The sequence below is a fragment of the Sulfurospirillum sp. HTRB-L1 genome (assembly GCF_059415125.1).
Map to the genome: position 1 here is coordinate 326,120 of NZ_JCAHZR010000002.1, position 16,502 is coordinate 342,621.

17 protein-coding genes are annotated in these 16,502 nt (G+C 42.9%); all 17 read right to left on the minus strand.

Annotation, left to right across the window (positions count from 1 at the left end; genetic code table 11):
- Positions 1–9: 9 nt before the first annotated feature.
- On the minus strand, positions 10–693 hold the full coding sequence (locus tag AC5SLM_RS04355; protein ID WP_495249711.1) for a response regulator transcription factor: 684 nt from the start codon (positions 691–693) through the stop codon (positions 10–12).
- Entirely contained in the window at positions 683–1,804 is a 1,122-nt protein-coding gene (locus AC5SLM_RS04360) for a sensor histidine kinase (protein ID WP_495249712.1), read from the minus strand. Before AC5SLM_RS04360 ends, AC5SLM_RS04355 begins: the two co-directional genes overlap by 11 nt.
- A gap of 73 nt (positions 1,805–1,877) precedes the next feature.
- A complete protein-coding gene (locus AC5SLM_RS04365; RefSeq protein WP_495249713.1) occupies positions 1,878–3,341 on the minus strand; it encodes an alanine/glycine:cation symporter family protein in 1,464 nt (487 codons plus the stop codon).
- A 173-nt stretch (positions 3,342–3,514) separates the two neighbouring features.
- Positions 3,515–4,663 carry an MFS transporter gene (locus AC5SLM_RS04370; protein ID WP_495249714.1) on the minus strand — a complete coding sequence of 383 codons (1,149 nt, stop codon included), beginning with the start codon at positions 4,661–4,663 and terminating at the stop codon, positions 3,515–3,517.
- 63 nt (positions 4,664–4,726) lie between these two features.
- The gene (locus AC5SLM_RS04375) at positions 4,727–5,263 is read right to left on the minus strand and encodes an RBBP9/YdeN family alpha/beta hydrolase (protein WP_495249715.1); all 537 of its coding nucleotides are present in this window, start codon (positions 5,261–5,263) and stop codon (positions 4,727–4,729) included.
- Positions 5,260–7,083: a diguanylate cyclase domain-containing protein gene (locus AC5SLM_RS04380; protein ID WP_495249716.1), complete on the minus strand. Its 1,824-nt coding sequence runs from the start codon at positions 7,081–7,083 to the stop codon at positions 5,260–5,262. The genes AC5SLM_RS04375 and AC5SLM_RS04380 overlap by 4 nt, the downstream gene beginning before the upstream one ends.
- Positions 7,084–7,229: 146 nt before the next feature.
- Entirely contained in the window at positions 7,230–7,571 is a 342-nt protein-coding gene (locus AC5SLM_RS04385) for a HepT-like ribonuclease domain-containing protein (protein ID WP_495249717.1), read from the minus strand.
- Positions 7,568–7,861 carry a nucleotidyltransferase family protein gene (locus AC5SLM_RS04390; RefSeq protein ID WP_495249718.1) on the minus strand — a complete coding sequence of 98 codons (294 nt, stop codon included), beginning with the start codon at positions 7,859–7,861 and terminating at the stop codon, positions 7,568–7,570. The genes AC5SLM_RS04385 and AC5SLM_RS04390 overlap by 4 nt, the downstream gene beginning before the upstream one ends.
- A 49-nt stretch (positions 7,862–7,910) precedes the next feature.
- Positions 7,911–9,743 (minus strand): ABC-F family ATP-binding cassette domain-containing protein, encoded by a 1,833-nt coding sequence (locus AC5SLM_RS04395; RefSeq protein ID WP_495249719.1) that lies wholly within the window; start codon positions 9,741–9,743, stop codon positions 7,911–7,913.
- A gap of 426 nt (positions 9,744–10,169) precedes the next feature.
- The gene (locus tag AC5SLM_RS04400; protein WP_495249720.1) at positions 10,170–11,438 is read right to left on the minus strand and encodes a SagB family peptide dehydrogenase; all 1,269 of its coding nucleotides are present in this window, start codon (positions 11,436–11,438) and stop codon (positions 10,170–10,172) included.
- A 121-nt stretch (positions 11,439–11,559) separates the two neighbouring features.
- A complete protein-coding gene (locus AC5SLM_RS04405) occupies positions 11,560–12,327 on the minus strand; it encodes a transposase (protein ID WP_495249721.1) in 768 nt (255 codons plus the stop codon).
- A 179-nt stretch (positions 12,328–12,506) separates the two neighbouring features.
- Positions 12,507–14,435 carry an ATP-dependent nuclease gene (locus AC5SLM_RS04410; protein ID WP_495249722.1) on the minus strand — a complete coding sequence of 643 codons (1,929 nt, stop codon included), beginning with the start codon at positions 14,433–14,435 and terminating at the stop codon, positions 12,507–12,509.
- Between the two features lie 118 nt (positions 14,436–14,553).
- Positions 14,554–14,769, minus strand: a complete 216-nt coding sequence (locus tag AC5SLM_RS04415; RefSeq protein WP_495249723.1) for a toxin-antitoxin system HicB family antitoxin — start codon at positions 14,767–14,769, stop codon at positions 14,554–14,556.
- Entirely contained in the window at positions 14,766–15,185 is a 420-nt protein-coding gene (locus tag AC5SLM_RS04420; protein WP_495249724.1) for a putative toxin-antitoxin system toxin component, PIN family, read from the minus strand. Before AC5SLM_RS04420 ends, AC5SLM_RS04415 begins: the two co-directional genes overlap by 4 nt.
- A 119-nt stretch (positions 15,186–15,304) precedes the next feature.
- Positions 15,305–15,541, minus strand: coding sequence for a hypothetical protein (locus tag AC5SLM_RS04425; RefSeq protein ID WP_495249725.1), 237 nt, complete (start codon positions 15,539–15,541; stop codon positions 15,305–15,307).
- 140 nt (positions 15,542–15,681) lie between these two features.
- Complete coding sequence (locus tag AC5SLM_RS04430; RefSeq protein WP_495249726.1) at positions 15,682–16,296, minus strand: Fic/DOC family protein; 615 nt, start codon at positions 16,294–16,296, stop codon at positions 15,682–15,684.
- Entirely contained in the window at positions 16,277–16,423 is a 147-nt protein-coding gene (locus AC5SLM_RS04435; RefSeq protein ID WP_495249727.1) for a hypothetical protein, read from the minus strand. The genes AC5SLM_RS04430 and AC5SLM_RS04435 overlap by 20 nt, the downstream gene beginning before the upstream one ends.
- Positions 16,424–16,502: the final 79 nt, after the last annotated feature.

Sequence of the window (16,502 nt, forward strand, 5' to 3'; positions counted from 1 at the left end):
AAGAGGGGACTACTTTTTCATCAGGGCGTAGCCTACTTGTGGAATATTTTTAATAAGGTTGGCAGGAAGCTTCATGCGTAGCTCTTTGATAAAAGATTTTAACGCCACCATAGTCATGTTTTTATGGGGCCATAACTCCATCTCAATCACCTCATAACGCACCACCTTGTTTGCATGTTTAGAAAGTAACAGCAAGAAGTCAAACTCACGCTTACGCAGTTCTAGCGGTGTGCCGCAGTAGAGCAAAACCCTTTTTTGCACATCTAGCATGCAATCACACCCTAAAGAGACGGGTGAACCTAACAATTTAACAATCTTTAACAACGCTTCGTCAAGTTTTTTCAGGTTAAGGGGCTTGAGAATATAGTGGTTAACCCCCGCGTTAATAAGCTCCATCAACTCACCCTCGTTGGAAAACGCGGTAAGCATGATGATAGGGGTGTGCTCATCTTGCTTGCGGATTTTTTTGACCAAATCGATGCCATTGAGGTGGGGCATTTGGATATCGCACAACAAGATATCTGGCTTGTGGATGGTATAAAGTTCGTATGCTGCCCTTCCATCCCCCGCCTCATACACCGTCCCAAAATAATACCCTAAGGTTTGGACTATCATTTCGCGCAAGCCCACTTCATCTTCTACGCATAAAATCGAAAAGGGTTTTAGCGTGTACTCTAGCGCTTTATGATGCATCGACGGGCTCCTTGGGAAAAGTTAAGGTAAACGCCGCCCCCGCGTCAGTATTGGCCACATGAATGGTACCGTGCATCTTGTTTTCCACAATAATCTTGGCAATATACAGCCCCATCCCCGTGCCCGCATGGCTTTCTTTGGTGCTAAAATAAGGGTCAAAAAGGTACTCCAGCGCAACACTTTCTATGCCCCCGCCATTGTCGCTGATGCACACGCAGTGCTGTGTGGGCGTGGTCTCTACGGCTATCTCCATACGCGGATGGGGAATATTACGCTCTAAAAACACATCTTTTGCATTGGTGATAATGTTAAGCAACACTTGGGAAAACTCCGTTGGATAGCCACAAACCAAGGGATTGTCCTTAAACGTAAGCACCACCTCCACGCGCGCATGCTTCAACGCGGCACTGGCCAGATTGAGCGCTTTGGTGCAGGCATCTTTGAGGTAAAAATGGGATTTTTTCTTGTCGGGCTTGTAAAAGAGGCGAAAATCATCGATGGTTTGAGACATGTGTTCGATGCGCTCATTGCACTTCGACAAAGAGTGGTGCACCTTTGCGCCATTGAGGCGATTAAACTTGGCGGCCATTTCCATCTCCATCAGTACGGCGGAGAGTTCACTAAGGGGTTGGCGCCACTGGTGCGCAATCATAGAAAGCATTGAACCCAATCTCGCAAGGCGCGATTCGCGTAAAATGGCCTTATCTTTTTCAATGCCTTCTTGAATACCCCGCGCAACCTTAGCGTGCAAAGTACGATTAAGCTCCTCCAAAGAAGCTTCCCTGGCGTGGACTTGGGCCTTGTACTCTTGAATGGTCTCGTTCACGATATGGCGCATAAGCCACGTAAAAAAGATGATAAACAAAGACATCACCACGCCCACAGCAAGCGTAAAATCAAAAAATTTAGCATCTAGTTGTTGCTTTACATGTAAAAGCTCGGCTTCTTTTTGAACAGACGTAAGGGCGGGGGTTTTGAGTATCACGCTAGTGGCATTGAGTTTTTCTTCGGCCATTTTTAGGTAATAAGAGCTTTCAAAAAAGAGGGAGAGAAAGAGGATAAAAAAAGGGATAATGACAATAAAAAAAGGGATTCCATCTTTGTTATACATGCGCTTTCCTGCCCGTTTAATGAAGGCATTATAACTAAAGCAGCAGCCATGATGTTTGGCTGCTGCTACATGTTTACGCTTTAGGCATCGGCGTTTGGCATTTTGCCCCTTCGCCGTTGATGCGATCTACAATCTCTTTCCACGGTTCAAGACCAATGTTAAAGTCTTGATAATCTTCGTAGCGCAAGACGGGCTTGATTCCTTCTTTAAGCTGTCGCTCATAGCCACGAATGAGCACCAAAACAGGCTTGTACAAAAGTGCAATGACAATCATATTTGAAACCGCCAACAGTCCCATGCTCAAATCTGCAAAGGCAAACACGGAACTGAGGTCTTGAAAAGAACCCCACACGATGAGGGCAATACAAATGAGCTTGAAGACAAAAAAGGCTACCTTGCTACGGTTTTCAAAAAAGTTCAAACTGTTTTCCGCCAAATAGTAATTGTACAAAATAGAAGAAAACCCAAATAAAAACAACGCCACAGAAACAAACATTCCCCCCAATGGCCCTACTTGTTCGATGAGGGCATTTTGGGTCAACAACACCCCTTGTACATCCGAAGCACCGGGCACATAAACGCCTGAGAGTAAAATAATAAAGGCGGTACATGTACACAAAATAATCGTATCAATAAAAACAGAAAAAGATTGCACCACACCTTGTTGCACGGGATGGGCTACATAGGCTACAGCCGCAACATTGGGTGCTGAGCCAAGACCTGCTTCGTTTGAAAACATGCCCCGTTTTGCCCCCATGATAATGACCGAACCAATCCCTCCGGCGATGGCCGTATTGGGGTAAAAGGCTTCGGTGATGATGGTGCCAATGAGTGCAGGTACTTCGGCGATATTGAGCACAATCACCACAAGGGCGATGAGCAAATACCCCATTGCCATGATAGGCACAATCACTTCAGACATGCGCGCGATGCGTCGCACTCCGCCAAAAATCGCCAACGCAAAAATCGCAGTTAGCGCCACCCCCGTAACCCAAGTAGGAAGCCCAAAGGAAGCCTCAAAGGAGCTAGTGATGATGTAAGACTGGGTGGCGTTAAAAGCAAACCCAAAGGTAATCATCAACAACACCGAAATCAAGGCGCCAAGCCACTTTTGTCCCAAACCCTTGGTCGCATAATACGCAGGGCCCCCGCGGTACACATTGGAATCAAAAGCATCTTTGTCTTTGTAAAGTTGCGCCAAAGAGCACTCAAAAAAGCTCGTAGCCATCCCCACAAGGGCGATAACCCACATCCAAAACACCGCACCTGGCCCGCCTAGGGTAATTGCCACAGCAACCCCTGCGATGTTGCCACCACCCACGCGGCCCGCTACTGAGAGCATTAGCGCTTGAAAAGAGCTGATGTGGCCCTCTTTGTCGTGGTCTCTTTCCTTAAGAATGTGCCACATCTTGAAAAAGTAGCGAAACTGCACAAACCTAGAACTAATCGTAAAGAAAATACCAACAACGGGCAATAGATAGATAAGAATATTGCCCCAAATCAGGTCATTAAGAAAGGTATTTAGTTCACCCAACATACTGACTCCTTGTGTGAGATTATTGAAAAGTATCTTAACACTCCAAGGTAGGCTAATGGTGGGTTTTTTACAAAGCGAAAAAGAAAGGCCCTAAATACTGCCACAAAAGACAAATAATGGGAATTTTTTTCACGCCCCTTTATCTCGTCGCGCCAGGGGGTGCGGAAAACATTTTATGCTAGCTTGGTATGCTTTCCCAATAAAAACGCCATAGGAATGCACCCAAGTGCGATGATGTTGCAGATGATGTACGTTACATGTAAACCCCAAATATCGCCCGCCAAACCAACGCCAAAGACAACAAAAGAGCTTACTCCAAAGTTGATAGACATGTACATGCTGTTGAGAAAAGTGGGCATGTTGGAGTTTGTGTCTTGCACGCTTGCCATGAGTACAGGGCCGGTTGAGAGTAAAAAAAGCCCCAACAGCGCCAAAAAGGCCATGTGTCCCGTGTAGATAAAAAGCGCCATGGCAACAACCGAACCGCTACTTGCGATGAGAAGAGTGCTTTGCCTGCCAATTTTGTCGGAAATGTGCCCCGAAAACATCGCACCCAAAACGCCAAAACCCTGTAAAACAGAAAGAGAAATCCCCGCATACCACAGGCTTTGTCCTTGGGCGATGAGGTACACAGGAAGGTAGAGCGTCAAAGCACGTTTCATGGCCGATTGAAACAAGATAAACCCCGCCAAAGCACATAAAAACGGTGTAAATGTTTTTAGCACCCGCGCGGTATCGCCTTTTTCTTTTGGCTTTTGCACAGGCCTGTTGGTGTCAAAATCTTTGAGCTTAATGTAGAGAATGATGGAAGCGATGAGGCCAAGGGGCATGAGTTTGTACATCCCTTCCAACCCCCACAGGGAAATTCCCGCGGTCACAAGCAAAGGCCCAAGCGTCCTAGCAAGTTCACCGCCAACCATGAAAAAGCTCATCCCTGTGCCCACTTTTTCGCCGCTTGATTCTTTAACCATCGTAGGCGAAGGTACGTGAAAAAGTGCGGCCGAAATGCCCGCAACAAACAAAAGGATAAGCACGGCAGTATAAGAGTTCGCAAGGCCAATGAGGCTCATGCTCACGGCCGTAATAGCAGGGGTTAAAATCACAAAATATTTAATCCCCGTTTTTTCCGCAATGAGGCCAAAAAAAGGATTCAACAGCGCAGGAACATTCCGCGCGATGTCTAAAAAAGCGCTCATAAAAAGACTTATCCCAAGCTTGTCTATCAAAAGAGGCAAAATAGGCGCCAAAAAGGCCGAGTAGGTATCGTGCGCCAAGTGCGCAAAGGAGAGGGTAAAGACTTTATCTTTTTGAAACGGTTTCAAAACGGGTTTCCTTTTGCTAGGACAATCACAATAGAGTTATGAGAGTTTAATGCACTCTCTTGTTTATTTTCCTTGGCGGAGTTTTTCCAAAAGAGCCAATCCCTCGTCCCAATAACCTAAGGCACTTTGGCTATTGATGTGACCTAGAGGCCCGACATTGACAAACGCACTTCCCCACGCGTGCGCTACGGCTTGCGTGCATTCAATGCTCGCATAGGGGTCATTGGTACTCGCCACCACAATGCTTGGAAAATCAAAGGGCAACAGCGGGGTGGCTTCAAACCCTGTTGCCTCTTTGGGGAAAGAGGGAGCCCTAGCATCGGGCGGGGCAACAAGCAGTGCCCCTTTAATGGCACGGTGCTTTTTGCTTGCCCAATGGGCCACAACCAAACACGCTATGCTGTGTGCCACTAAAATCACCTCTTCGCTCGCTTCTTCTAGGGCTTCTTCGAGTGCGTCCACCCATGCCGCACACGCAGGATGGTCCCAGTCGTGTTGCATGACGCGTTTAAAAGACGGGTTGGAGCGCTCCCAGTATGTTTGCCAATGTTCCGGCCCCGAATTGCCATAGCCGGGTAAAATCAGTACGGTTGGTTTCATGCGTGCCCCCACATACAAATGGTATTTTTGCCCGATTCTTTCGCTTTGTACATAGCGGCGTCGGCGTGCTTTAGCACATCCTCTTCGCTGCTTTGTGTGTCAAAAACCACCACGCCAATACTCGCCGTACACTGATGCTCCACCAAACGCTCTTGCACGCTTAAGGTGTAAGTGACACACAGGCTTTGGCTTATTTTTTCTGCCACGTTTTGTGCGTAGCGTTCAGACTTTTCTTTGCCTTCGTGCAGGCCGCTCAACACTACCACAAACTCATCGCCCCCAAAGCGCGCGACCGTGTCAACCTCTCGCACGCATTGTTTTAATCTCTCAGCCACTTGGCATAGCAACAAGTCGCCCACGCTATGCCCATGGGTGTCGTTGAGGGATTTGAAGTTGTCCAAATCAAGAAACATCACAGCCCCATAACACCGCTCTCGCTTACTGATGGAGCGGACATGCTGAAGGCGCTCCATCAGTAAAAGGCGGTTGGGAAGTTGCGTGAGCGCGTCGTAAAAAGCCAGATTTTCAATCTGTTCTTGCAACAGTTTTTGCTCCGTCATCTCACGGGTGATGCCATGGTACCCGATGATGTCACCTTTTTCATTGCGCTCGGGTTTGGAGAGGATTTCGCCCCAAATCAAACGCCCGTCCTTGCACACATGCTGCACTTGAAAGCGTGCAAAATCCATCGGGATGCCTTGGGCTTCTGCCTCTGCTCTTTTTTGCATCTGTGCTTTGAGGATTTCAATCCCCTTGGGCGTAAACATTTCAAAAACATGCGCACCCAACACCTCTTCTGCCTTAAAACCGCGCAAACGCTCATCAGAAGGGCTGATGTAGGTAATGCGTAGCTCTTTATCTGTTCGCCAAATCACGTCTAGCACATCTTCTGTCAAATGCCGATAGTGTTTTTCCATCGCCTTTCGGTGTTTTATCTCGCGCCGCAACCGGTAGTACATAACCCCAAACACCAACGCTAAAAACCCAACCAAAGTACCATAAAGCACGATGGTCTGCACCTTCACCCCTTGTTGGATGCGCACCCCAATCCAACGGTTAAAAATAGCATTGCTCTCTTCTTCGGTAATGGAGGCCATCCCTTTACTGATAACAGAAGCCACCTGAGGGCTACGTTTTGAAAAGGCAAAACGATGCTCACTGGCAAACTCGGTTTGGCCTGAAAAACGCAGCCCTTGCAACCCCTCCGCCCACATCGCATAATCAATGGCACTCATGTCGCCCACGTACGCATCGGCCTTGCCTTCCAAAACATAACGCAGGGCTTGGGCGGTGCTTCCCGCCAACACAAGCTCGATTTGCGGGTAATGGGTCGTGAGCAGTTCTTGGGTGAAATACCCCTTTTCAATGGCTACTTTTTTAAATAAAAGGTGTTTTAAGTCTCCGATAAAATGGCCTTGACCGTTGTCAACTATCATCGTTTTGGTGTTGCGGTAGGGAGGCGAGAAGGTAAAGTGTTTTGAACGCTCAGGGGTTTGTACGATGCTAGTAAGAAGGTCGATTTCACCTGCTTTGGCCATCTCAATCACCTCAGCCCAAGACTTGCCCTTAATAATGTCAAACCGCACTCCCAGTTTTTGCTCCATAAGGTGCAGATAATCCACCGCCATCCCCATAAAATGCCCATCCTCGCCAAGCCATTCATAGGGTGCATAGGCCGAGTCCATTCCCACACGAATGGTAGGATTTGTCGCAAGCCACGCCCGCTCACTTTGGGTCAAAGAAGTCAAGGGTGCATTGGCTAAAAGTGGGGAAGTGTAAAGAAGGGAAAGGATTAAAAGGTAAAAGTGGACAGTTTTCATGAAGCACTCATCCGATGCGCGAAAATAGGTTTTGATATAGTTGTTTCATTATACTTTGGACTTAATTGAAGAGGCCTTAAAACGTGAAAAGGGCGAAGAAAGAGGCACCAAGTATATAATTTTCTCAAGGCTTTACATGTAAAGCCTCACTCCAGTTCTTTTCTCATTGCCTTAATCTGCAGCTTTAGTGCAGGAAACTGCTCTGTGATAACTTTCCAAACAATTTCTTCATCGATTTCAAAATACCAGTGAATCAACTTATCGCGCATTTTTGCCATCAATGACCAAGGAATATGGAGATGGTTTGCGGTTATTTCGCTTGGGATTTGCTTTGCAGCCTCACCGATGACTTCTATTTCTCGGACACAAGCGCTTAGGGTTTTTTCATCGGTTTTAAACCCCTCAAAATCATAGCCTTGCGTAAATGTTTCTATCTTCTCAATGCTTCTAAGTATGTCATCAAGATAGAAAACATACTTACGCTTCATACCGCAATCGCTTCATTGAGGATATCCACAGAGAGTTCAGGGCGGAGTTTTCGCCTAGGAACAAGGTCAACACTTCTGCCTAACATTTTTTCCAATGTCTCTTCCAGCTCAAGGAAATGAAGCAAATCTGGTGTATTGGAAAACTCCACAAGCAAATCAATGTCGCTTTTTTGGCTATCTTCACTTCTAGCAGTCGAACCAAAAAGCGCAAGGGAAGTGATATGATACCGTTCAAAAAGTTCAGGCTTTAGCGTTGCAAGTTTTTGTAAAATACGCTCTTTTTCGCTCATGACACCCTCCGTTGCTTTTGCGTTTATTGTACCAAAAAAGCCATTGCTTCTACTCCAACTCCGCTAGCTTCGCTTCAAACTCCTCCATCAGCGCGTCGAGTTTGGTCTGGGCGGTTTCGAGTTTGGCAAAGGCGCTTTCCACGGCGAGTTCTTCGTGGGAAACTTGTTTGGAGAGCTCCCTGATGCGCACGCTATCGCCCGTGCTTGAGGCGGTGGCGAGCTCTTGGGTGAGGGCTTTTAGTTTTTCTTCGCGCGTCATGATGTCTGCTTCTAGGGTTTCTACTTGGGTTCTTAACGGGTTAGCCTTAGCACTACGCTCTTTGATGATGGTAGTGCGCAGTTTTTTAAGTTGGTATTTGTCAAACTTGGGAACTTTTTTAGGCTTGACTTCACCCGCCTCTTCTTCCCAGCCAATCTTTTCTAAAAACGCATCGTAGCCATCTTCAAAATACTCCGCACCTTTGGAGGTAAAGACGATGAGCCTGTCCGCCACGCGGCGCAACAGCTCTTCAGAGTGGGTGACAAGCACGATGGAACCTTCAAAGCGCTCCATGGCTTCTGTGAGGGCTTCGATGGACTCCATGTCAAGGTGGTTGGTTGGCTCATCCAAAAAGAGCAAATTGACGTTTCGCGCCAAAATCTGTCCGAGCATGACGCGGCTTTTTTCGCCACCGCTTAAAAGTGAGACTTTCTTTTTGGCATCGTCCCCGCTAAACATCATCCCGCCACAAATGGCGCGCACGGAGGAAAAAGCAAGCTTGGGGTTGCCCACGTAAATCTCATCGATGATGGTATTTTCAGCATTGAGGCGGTTGATATTTGTCTGCCCAAAGTGGCCTATCACGGTTGCAGGATGGGAAGTAATGGCCCCTGTGTTTTGTTTCAATTCACCCGCTAGGACGTTAAGGAGGGTGGATTTTCCCTTGCCATTTTTGCCGATGATGCCGAGACATTCGCCCTTGGCTAGGGAAAAGGAAATCTTTTCAAACAACAGGTTATCTGGCGTGTACCCAAAGCTTAAATCCTTGGCTTCTGTGATGATTTTGGCGGGGGTTTCTTGGTAGTTAAAATCAAACCGAAGCTTGCTCTCGCTCTCAAGCTCTTCCATCACGTCCATTTTTTCAAGCAATTTTACCTTTGACTGGGCGAGAGCTGCGGTCGAAGCGCGCGCTTTGTTGCGGGCGATAAACTCCTCCAACTCTTTACGTTTTTTCTCTTGGCCTTGGCGTTCTTTTTCGTAGAGTTCGTCGTTGGCGGCTAGTTGGGCGTAAAACTTGTGAGAATTGCCTTGAATCTGAAACAGATTGCGCCGCACAATGCCCATGGTGTGCGTGGTCACGCTGTCCATGAAGTCACGGTCGTGGGTGATGAGCAACACTTCGCCGTCAAAATTTTTAAGAAAAGCTTTAAGCCACCGAAGCGAGAGGATGTCAAGGTAGTTGGTGGGTTCGTCCAAAAGCAACAAGTTGGGTTGGGCGATGAGTAGCTTGGCAAGGTTGAGGCGGATTTGATAGCCACCCGAAAAGGCACTGGGGGATTTTTCGAGGTCTTCTTGCGTGAATCCAAGACCAAAGAGCATCTTTTCCACGCGGTAAATCTCGTATTTTTCATCTTCACTAAGCGCCAAGGCGACCTCATCGACGATGGTTTTTTCGCTAAAGTGTAAATGCTGGCGCAAGGCTCCGATTTTGTAGTTTTTGGGGATGCCAATCTCTCCGCCATCCAAGGCTTCTTCGCCTAAAATCATCTTAAAAAGGGTAGATTTGCCGCTGCCATTGCGCCCGACTAGACCCACACGTTGCTTGGGGCCGAGTTGAAAATTGACATTAGAAAAGAGTTCGCGCGTGGCAAAACGCTTGGTAACATTGGTGAGTTGAATCATGAGACTTCTTTGAAAAATGGGGTTAAAAACGGGGATTATACCATGTTTGGAAAATCCTACTTTTTCTATCATTGACAGACGCTTTTTTTTAATATACAATCCATATACATTCAATGGCTAAAAGGTCGGAAAATTTGTTTGAATTTGAGTGGAATGATACCAAAAATACCCTCCCAAAAGAGCAAAGAAATGTTTGTTTTGAAGATGTTTTGTTCGCTGTTGAGGGTGAGAAAATTTTAGACATCGTGAAAAATAGCAGTGAAAATCATGCCACGCAATACTGTCTCATCGTAGAAATGAAAAACATGCTCAAAAGCGCCTCTGCGAACACCATCAAAAAACGCTCCGTCAAAAATGCCGTGATTTTTGTCTCATTGTTTACAGCTCAGCGCTTTTTTTACTCTGGCATACCTACAAAATGCTGCCTCAAAAACCGATGGCTAAGGCGTAGAGAATCATACCATCGGTGTTTAAAAATGCCATGACTTCTTCATCATAATACGCTCCAATTCCACTGCACCCAAAGCCAAGATAGGTGCTGATAAGATAAAGTCGATGCCCGATAATGCCTGCTTTTTGCACCATCGCTTGATAATTTTGCGCATCACTTCCAACCAAAAAGAACGTAACCCCACTCTGTGCACCTAACGCTTGTTCCAAACAGAGGTATCCCGCTTTGCGTGCAAAATCACCGCTTTGCAGATACACTCCCTCCTTCCAAACACCTTGCCACAGCCCTTCCACACGGTTAATAATGGCATAGATGGCAATTTCAACATCGCAATCACTGGGAATCGGTTGTGTGATAAAGTCCATCACTGCTAAAAACGCCTCTTTAGAGAGAGGCTTTTGCACAAAATCACGAATAGAACGCCGTTTCCAAATGGCTTGGATGAAGCGCTCTTTATCCAATTCAACGTGAGGCATTATTGCCTGCTCATGTATGGAGAGTTCACACGTTTTCGCATAAACCTCCTCCACAGGTTCATTGGCTTCAAAAGCGCCTGTACCACTCACGGAGGGAAGCGCTAGAGATGGAACGTTACATGTAACGTGCTCGTCTTCTTTACCCACTATAACAGATGCGAGAAAAAACTCCTCTTGGTTGAAGCCAAAGAGTGCATTTAAGGCTTTTCGCTCCAAGTCATACACAATACGATAAGGCTTTTCGCTCACGGTACATGACGCCTCTAGCGTACCTATCATATGCCCCGTATCATGTAGGCAATAGCGAAATGCACGATCTTTGTATTTCCATGAAGAGCGATAATAGATGGCGGAAAAGAGAAAGATGAAACCCTTTATTTTGTTGACATGCAAAAAACTTTCCACACCTTCATCCTCGCTCAAAGGGTGCAATAATACTAACGATGACGCATAAGGTGAAAGGTGGTAAATACCGTTTTTAAAGCCTTCAACATCTCGTATTTGCACATAAATTTCGGTGGGGTATAACGCTCCCGCACTGGGATTGGTACGCAATGCATAAGTAACGCCTGAGTAACTTTTCTGCGCGGTGATACCGCCAATCAAATAAAAAAATCGATGCTCAGGATTTTTTGTGTCAAGCACCATGCGATCAAACGTTTCGGGGTAGATTTTAAACTGTTTCGGTGGGTGATCCCAATCGATACTCTTGGATTGTGTTCGTACAGAATGATAAGAGTGCATCGTTTGGGCATGGTAGGCCAACATGGCTTCTCCTTTGTGCATATACTAATGCAAACCTCTTTTTAGTTTGATCAAAGAAGATGTTTACATGTAAAAATGAGGGCGACTTTAAAAAAGTAAAAGGTAAGACAAATAGGGGTCAGGTCTAAACTGTAAACTTTTTGAGGATTTTCGCCACTCCAGCACCACTTAAACCTAAAGCTCTTCCTATCTCACTTTTTTTATAGCCATCTTCGTGAGCAGATTTTATGGCTTCATCTCTTTGCGTTTTATCCTTTACATGTAAGAAATATTGCTCTAAGCTTTTTGGCTTTACATGTACAATCTGACCCTCTTCTAGCTTATATCTTTGTTGATGAAATTTACCTATATTTTCTAATTCATTTGGATTAAGGGGTATGTCTAGCATATCAAAAAGCTCCCCAGTGTGATAATCCCGCAAAACAAAAGAGTTTTGTAAAAATGGCGGCACAGCATCTCTTTTGATGCAATAGGTAGCGCAATATTTATATTCGCCTATCTTTTTACACATCCTAGCTTTGAGCGGATTTGATTCGATGTAGCGAAAGAGTGTAAAAAGGTATGTTTCATCGAGCACATACCATGACTTGTACCTATCTTGCCACAGATGGCCTACTCTTTGATGGCGCTTGTTAAAATAACTTGCATACCCAGAATTGAGTTGGCGCATACCCTCAGAGAGGTTTTCTCTTCTGTTTTCTACCAAAAGATGGTAGTGGTTATCCATAAGACAGAATGAATGGATGTCGAACTTGTACTCTTTGCAGACACTGGAGAGAATTTCGATAAATTTTACTTTATCGTATTCGTCCAAAAAGATACTGTTTTTTGCAACACCTCGGTTATAAACATGGTGATAACCACAATTTTCTACGCGTAATCTTCTTGGCATGGCATCTCCTTTGGAAAAATTATACCAAAAAGTTTATAGTTTAGGCCTGACCCCTTTTTACTTTTTATTTTTTTTATTTCCCATTTGGTATAAAAAGTTTAGCGTTTAGGCGGCTTTGAATATTCGTAACGGTTGACTTCAGTGACGCTCTGCGTTCACCGCTAGGCTTTGCTATAAGGCTATCCCAACCAACTACGAATCTCTTGAATCCAAGAGGGAACTTCATAATCGTCCCCAATTTTTTCTATATAACGCTGAGAAAATAAATATTTATTGTTATCAGCATTAAAGAATTGATCGATTGACCGCCACTGACTATTTCTCAAATCTAATGCAATTTTAGAACTTTCATGGGATATATCATCTGTTATTTCATCAAGAAAGCTTAGAGTGTCTTTATATTCCCCTGAAAATGTCTTTAAAGTCTCAAAAAATAATTTACCATTTAGAGAATCTTCAATTTCAGTTGCTGGGGATACGGGATTAGAATGAATATTTACTAACTTTGTTGTTCGAGATGTGCTGCAATTTACTATTCTTCTACAGTATAAATTTAAATAGTTTTTTACTTCATAGTTAACTAGTTCAGAATCAGTGTCAGAAATCAAAATTATCTTACCAGTTATTTCATCTTTAAAATCTTCATACGATGTTGAAAGATGATGATATAATCGTTTTATTTCTTTAGCACCACCTACAGGAACAATGCGTAATCGTTTGGCTTCAATCAAATCTTTAAAGTAGGCGCGTAAATAAATCCTTTCAGATGAACCTTCACAAATAATCCAACTAAAAGGGTCTTCACCAATTGCGCTGGTAATAACAGACTGTACAAAATCATTTATACTTTTAAGTCTAATATCATAAGGGAGTCGCCCTTTTGAGGTAGCTGATAATTGTTTGATTTGTTCCCTATAATTCACCAAATTTATTTGATCAAAAATATGTGTACCATCGTCTTTCGATATGACTGTAGCGCTACCAGATTCAACGATTGGAAGAAATCCATACCAATGGGAGGAAAATATAACTTGCATACATTCTCGACTAATATCATAAAGTGAGTCAAATTGATCAAAGCATGCTGACATGTGTAAAGATGATTCTGGTTCGTCAATACCAATGATTAGATTTGAGCCACTGTCTCTGTGTTTACTAAGCAGGCTGTGAGCCACGTCAATAATCGCTTTTTGTTTTTCACCGGAACTTAAGGAACTAATTTCCAACCAATGATCACCTTGCTTTTTATGCAACTTTCTTGTGCTAAAAAAGGACTGGATAATCAAATTATATACATCATTTTTTCTTAAATTTTGTTGTCTGTCAGTAGGAGTTCTATAAGAGTACACTTCTAGTTCTTGGCTCAAAGTATCAATAAATGAATTTAAGCTACTATTGATCTCATTAATTTTTTGCTGCGGTACTCTTTGGCTTATTATCTGAGTTAATGATTCCCCCATAAGCACTTGAATTTCACTGGTTTCCAACTTGGTAAATAGCTCTGGCTCAATTTCTCTAGGTATATAAATGTAATCAACTCTAGCTTTTATTTGTTCAAGTAATGGCTGAAATTGATTAAGATCATCTTGAGTTAAAGTTGTTTTAGAAGTATCTACACCTGCACCCAACAAACCTTCTACTGCAAGACGGCTGTTAAATATAGAAATAGATATGCGATTTTCATAGTCAATTCCAAGAGGAATCATCAATAGCTCATCTAGGTTAATTTTTTGGGATATTTGGTCTCGATGATCAATAAAATTTTTAATATGAGGTTTATGGGTAGATGTTACATCTGCTTCAGAAATTGAAATAGCTACTGAGTTTAGAATCTTTGCTTTTTCTAAGATATCGCCTTGAAAGAAGTTTTTATCTAATAAAAATATTGGAACTATCTGGGGTTTAGTAGCTGATTTTCCGCTTTTTTTGGTAACTGTATTGAAGTTCCAAGGCCTAGTATTAAAAAATGAATCTAAAGATTCCAGAACTGAACTCTTCCCAATCCCATTATTTCCAACCAATCCACAAAACTTATCTTCATCTGTTATTGGAATGTAATTTATTCCTTGATAAGTTTTAAAGTAACGGAGAATTGTTCCAATTATCATTATTTTTCCTTTAAGTATTTAGTTAATCCACAGTGCGACTTGTTGTATTGCTACTGAAATAATTGAAATAAGGGGTCAGGTCTAAACTCTAAACTTTCTTATGCCCCTTTTAAATCTTTTAAAGAGTTTTATCTAGTTTGTCTAAAATCTGCAATCCTCTTTCGGTACTACCTCTTGAAGCTTTTATTTCAAATCTTGTTTTTGCATCAAACTGTGCTAGTGCTACTGTTGCAAATTCCTCAAAAAGCTTGTTTAGGCTAACTCCTTGCTCTTTGGCATACTGCTTTAATCTTTCATGTTTAGACTCTGGTATTCTTAGCGTGATTGTACTCATGGCATCTCCTTTATAAAATCTTCTGGCGTTATAATCTTATGTTTAAAGACTAACTCCGCACTTTTAAAGTCTTTGACATTGTAAGTGATAATAGCTTCTGCTCCGCTAGCAACCGCCAACTCTACTATAAAGTTATCATTTTCATCTTGTAAATTTGGTCGCCACATGTAGTAAATCTCATTCCATTTACAAGTAGACAGATAAGCTTCGAAGAGTTCGTTTTGTTCTTCTAGACTCAAGGGTGTTAATTCTTGAATCTTTTTTCTTTTCATGACATCTTCATACTCTCTAAAAAGAGTTTCGCTCATTTGTGGAGAGAGCTTTGCTTGAAAAATCAACCTTACTAACTCTCTTGCTTTACTATCTCTTTTGATAAGTGCTGAAATCCATACGCTTGTGTCTATTACTATTTTCATAGAATTATGATAGCATATACGCATTCACAAATCAAGCTCATTTAGCTTCTAAAGCTTTTGAAATCATTTCATTAAATCTAAGCTGTCACACAAATCTTTATACAAAACTCTCTTTAAATTCAACGGTCATATTCGGACAATACTTTATCTAAGCGTGTTTCAAATTCATCTAAAGAAACCATAGTTGCTTTTCCAGACTGTAACTCTTCAAGCTCTTTTTGGAGGCACTGTTTATCTTTCATAAAGTCACTGGATTCTTCGAGAGTTACTTTATTGAAAAAACGGCTATCCAAAGACTGCAAAATGCTCAAAAATTGCGTAGCATAGCCCTCTTTAACATCAATGACTATCTGCATTGTAGCTCCTTGTAAATCGTAATATCATTATACCAAAACAGCAAAAAAATCAGTTTCAGGTATTTGCTTTTTACTAATTTAAGCGCCCTTAACAAAAAAGACTTTGAGCTAAACTCTAAACTTCTCCGCCCTTTCTTACGCTACCGCACTTCTAGCAAACCGTTGTGAATAATTGCTTGCATTTTAGAGCAATCAGCATATTGTACACACTCAATAGAAGCCTCAATGTAGGTATCGTTTTTAATTGCTTGTGAATAGTCCACCAGCGGGTAGTCATTATAAAGGCAAAGCATGTCGATAAATAATCTTAGTATTCGTCCATTTAGTTCATAAAACGGGTGTAAAGCTATAAGCTCACACTTGAAGTAAGCCAACTTAGAGATAAAAACATGTTGGTCGTTTCTACTTTTTGATAAGTAGGCATCTTTAGCGAGTTCAGTGAAAATTCGTTGAGATTCTTTGTGCAAATGTGCAGCTAAACAAAACTGGGAGTTGCCCTTAGACATGTTGTGACTTCTGTACTTTCCAGCAAAATCATACAAGGATTCAAATGTTTTTTGATGCAGGAGTTTGAAATAATTTTCGTTTAGAAGAGTATTTTTGCTTAGTTGTTTGGAAAAATAAGAATACGCCTGAACCAATAACTCGTTTTCTATTTGATGGAGAAGGTGAGAGTCTGTTATGTTTAGTTTGTTTTTAGGTATGTCGGTACCATCGATATAGATATGACTCTCTTTAAGCTGATACTTTGACATTATGATGTTTCATAATCATTTTGGCTTTTTGAGCAACCTCTTTGGATGCGGGGGAGTAGCCTTCTATCTTTTGAGAGTTTTTTACAGCTTTTCTGATAATTTTAAGTGAAATTGTATTTGCGTTCATGGGGCTCCCTGATGCCATACTTTGAGCCCGCATTATACCAAAACACCCCAAAGAAAAGCAAAATAAGAAAGTCAAATAT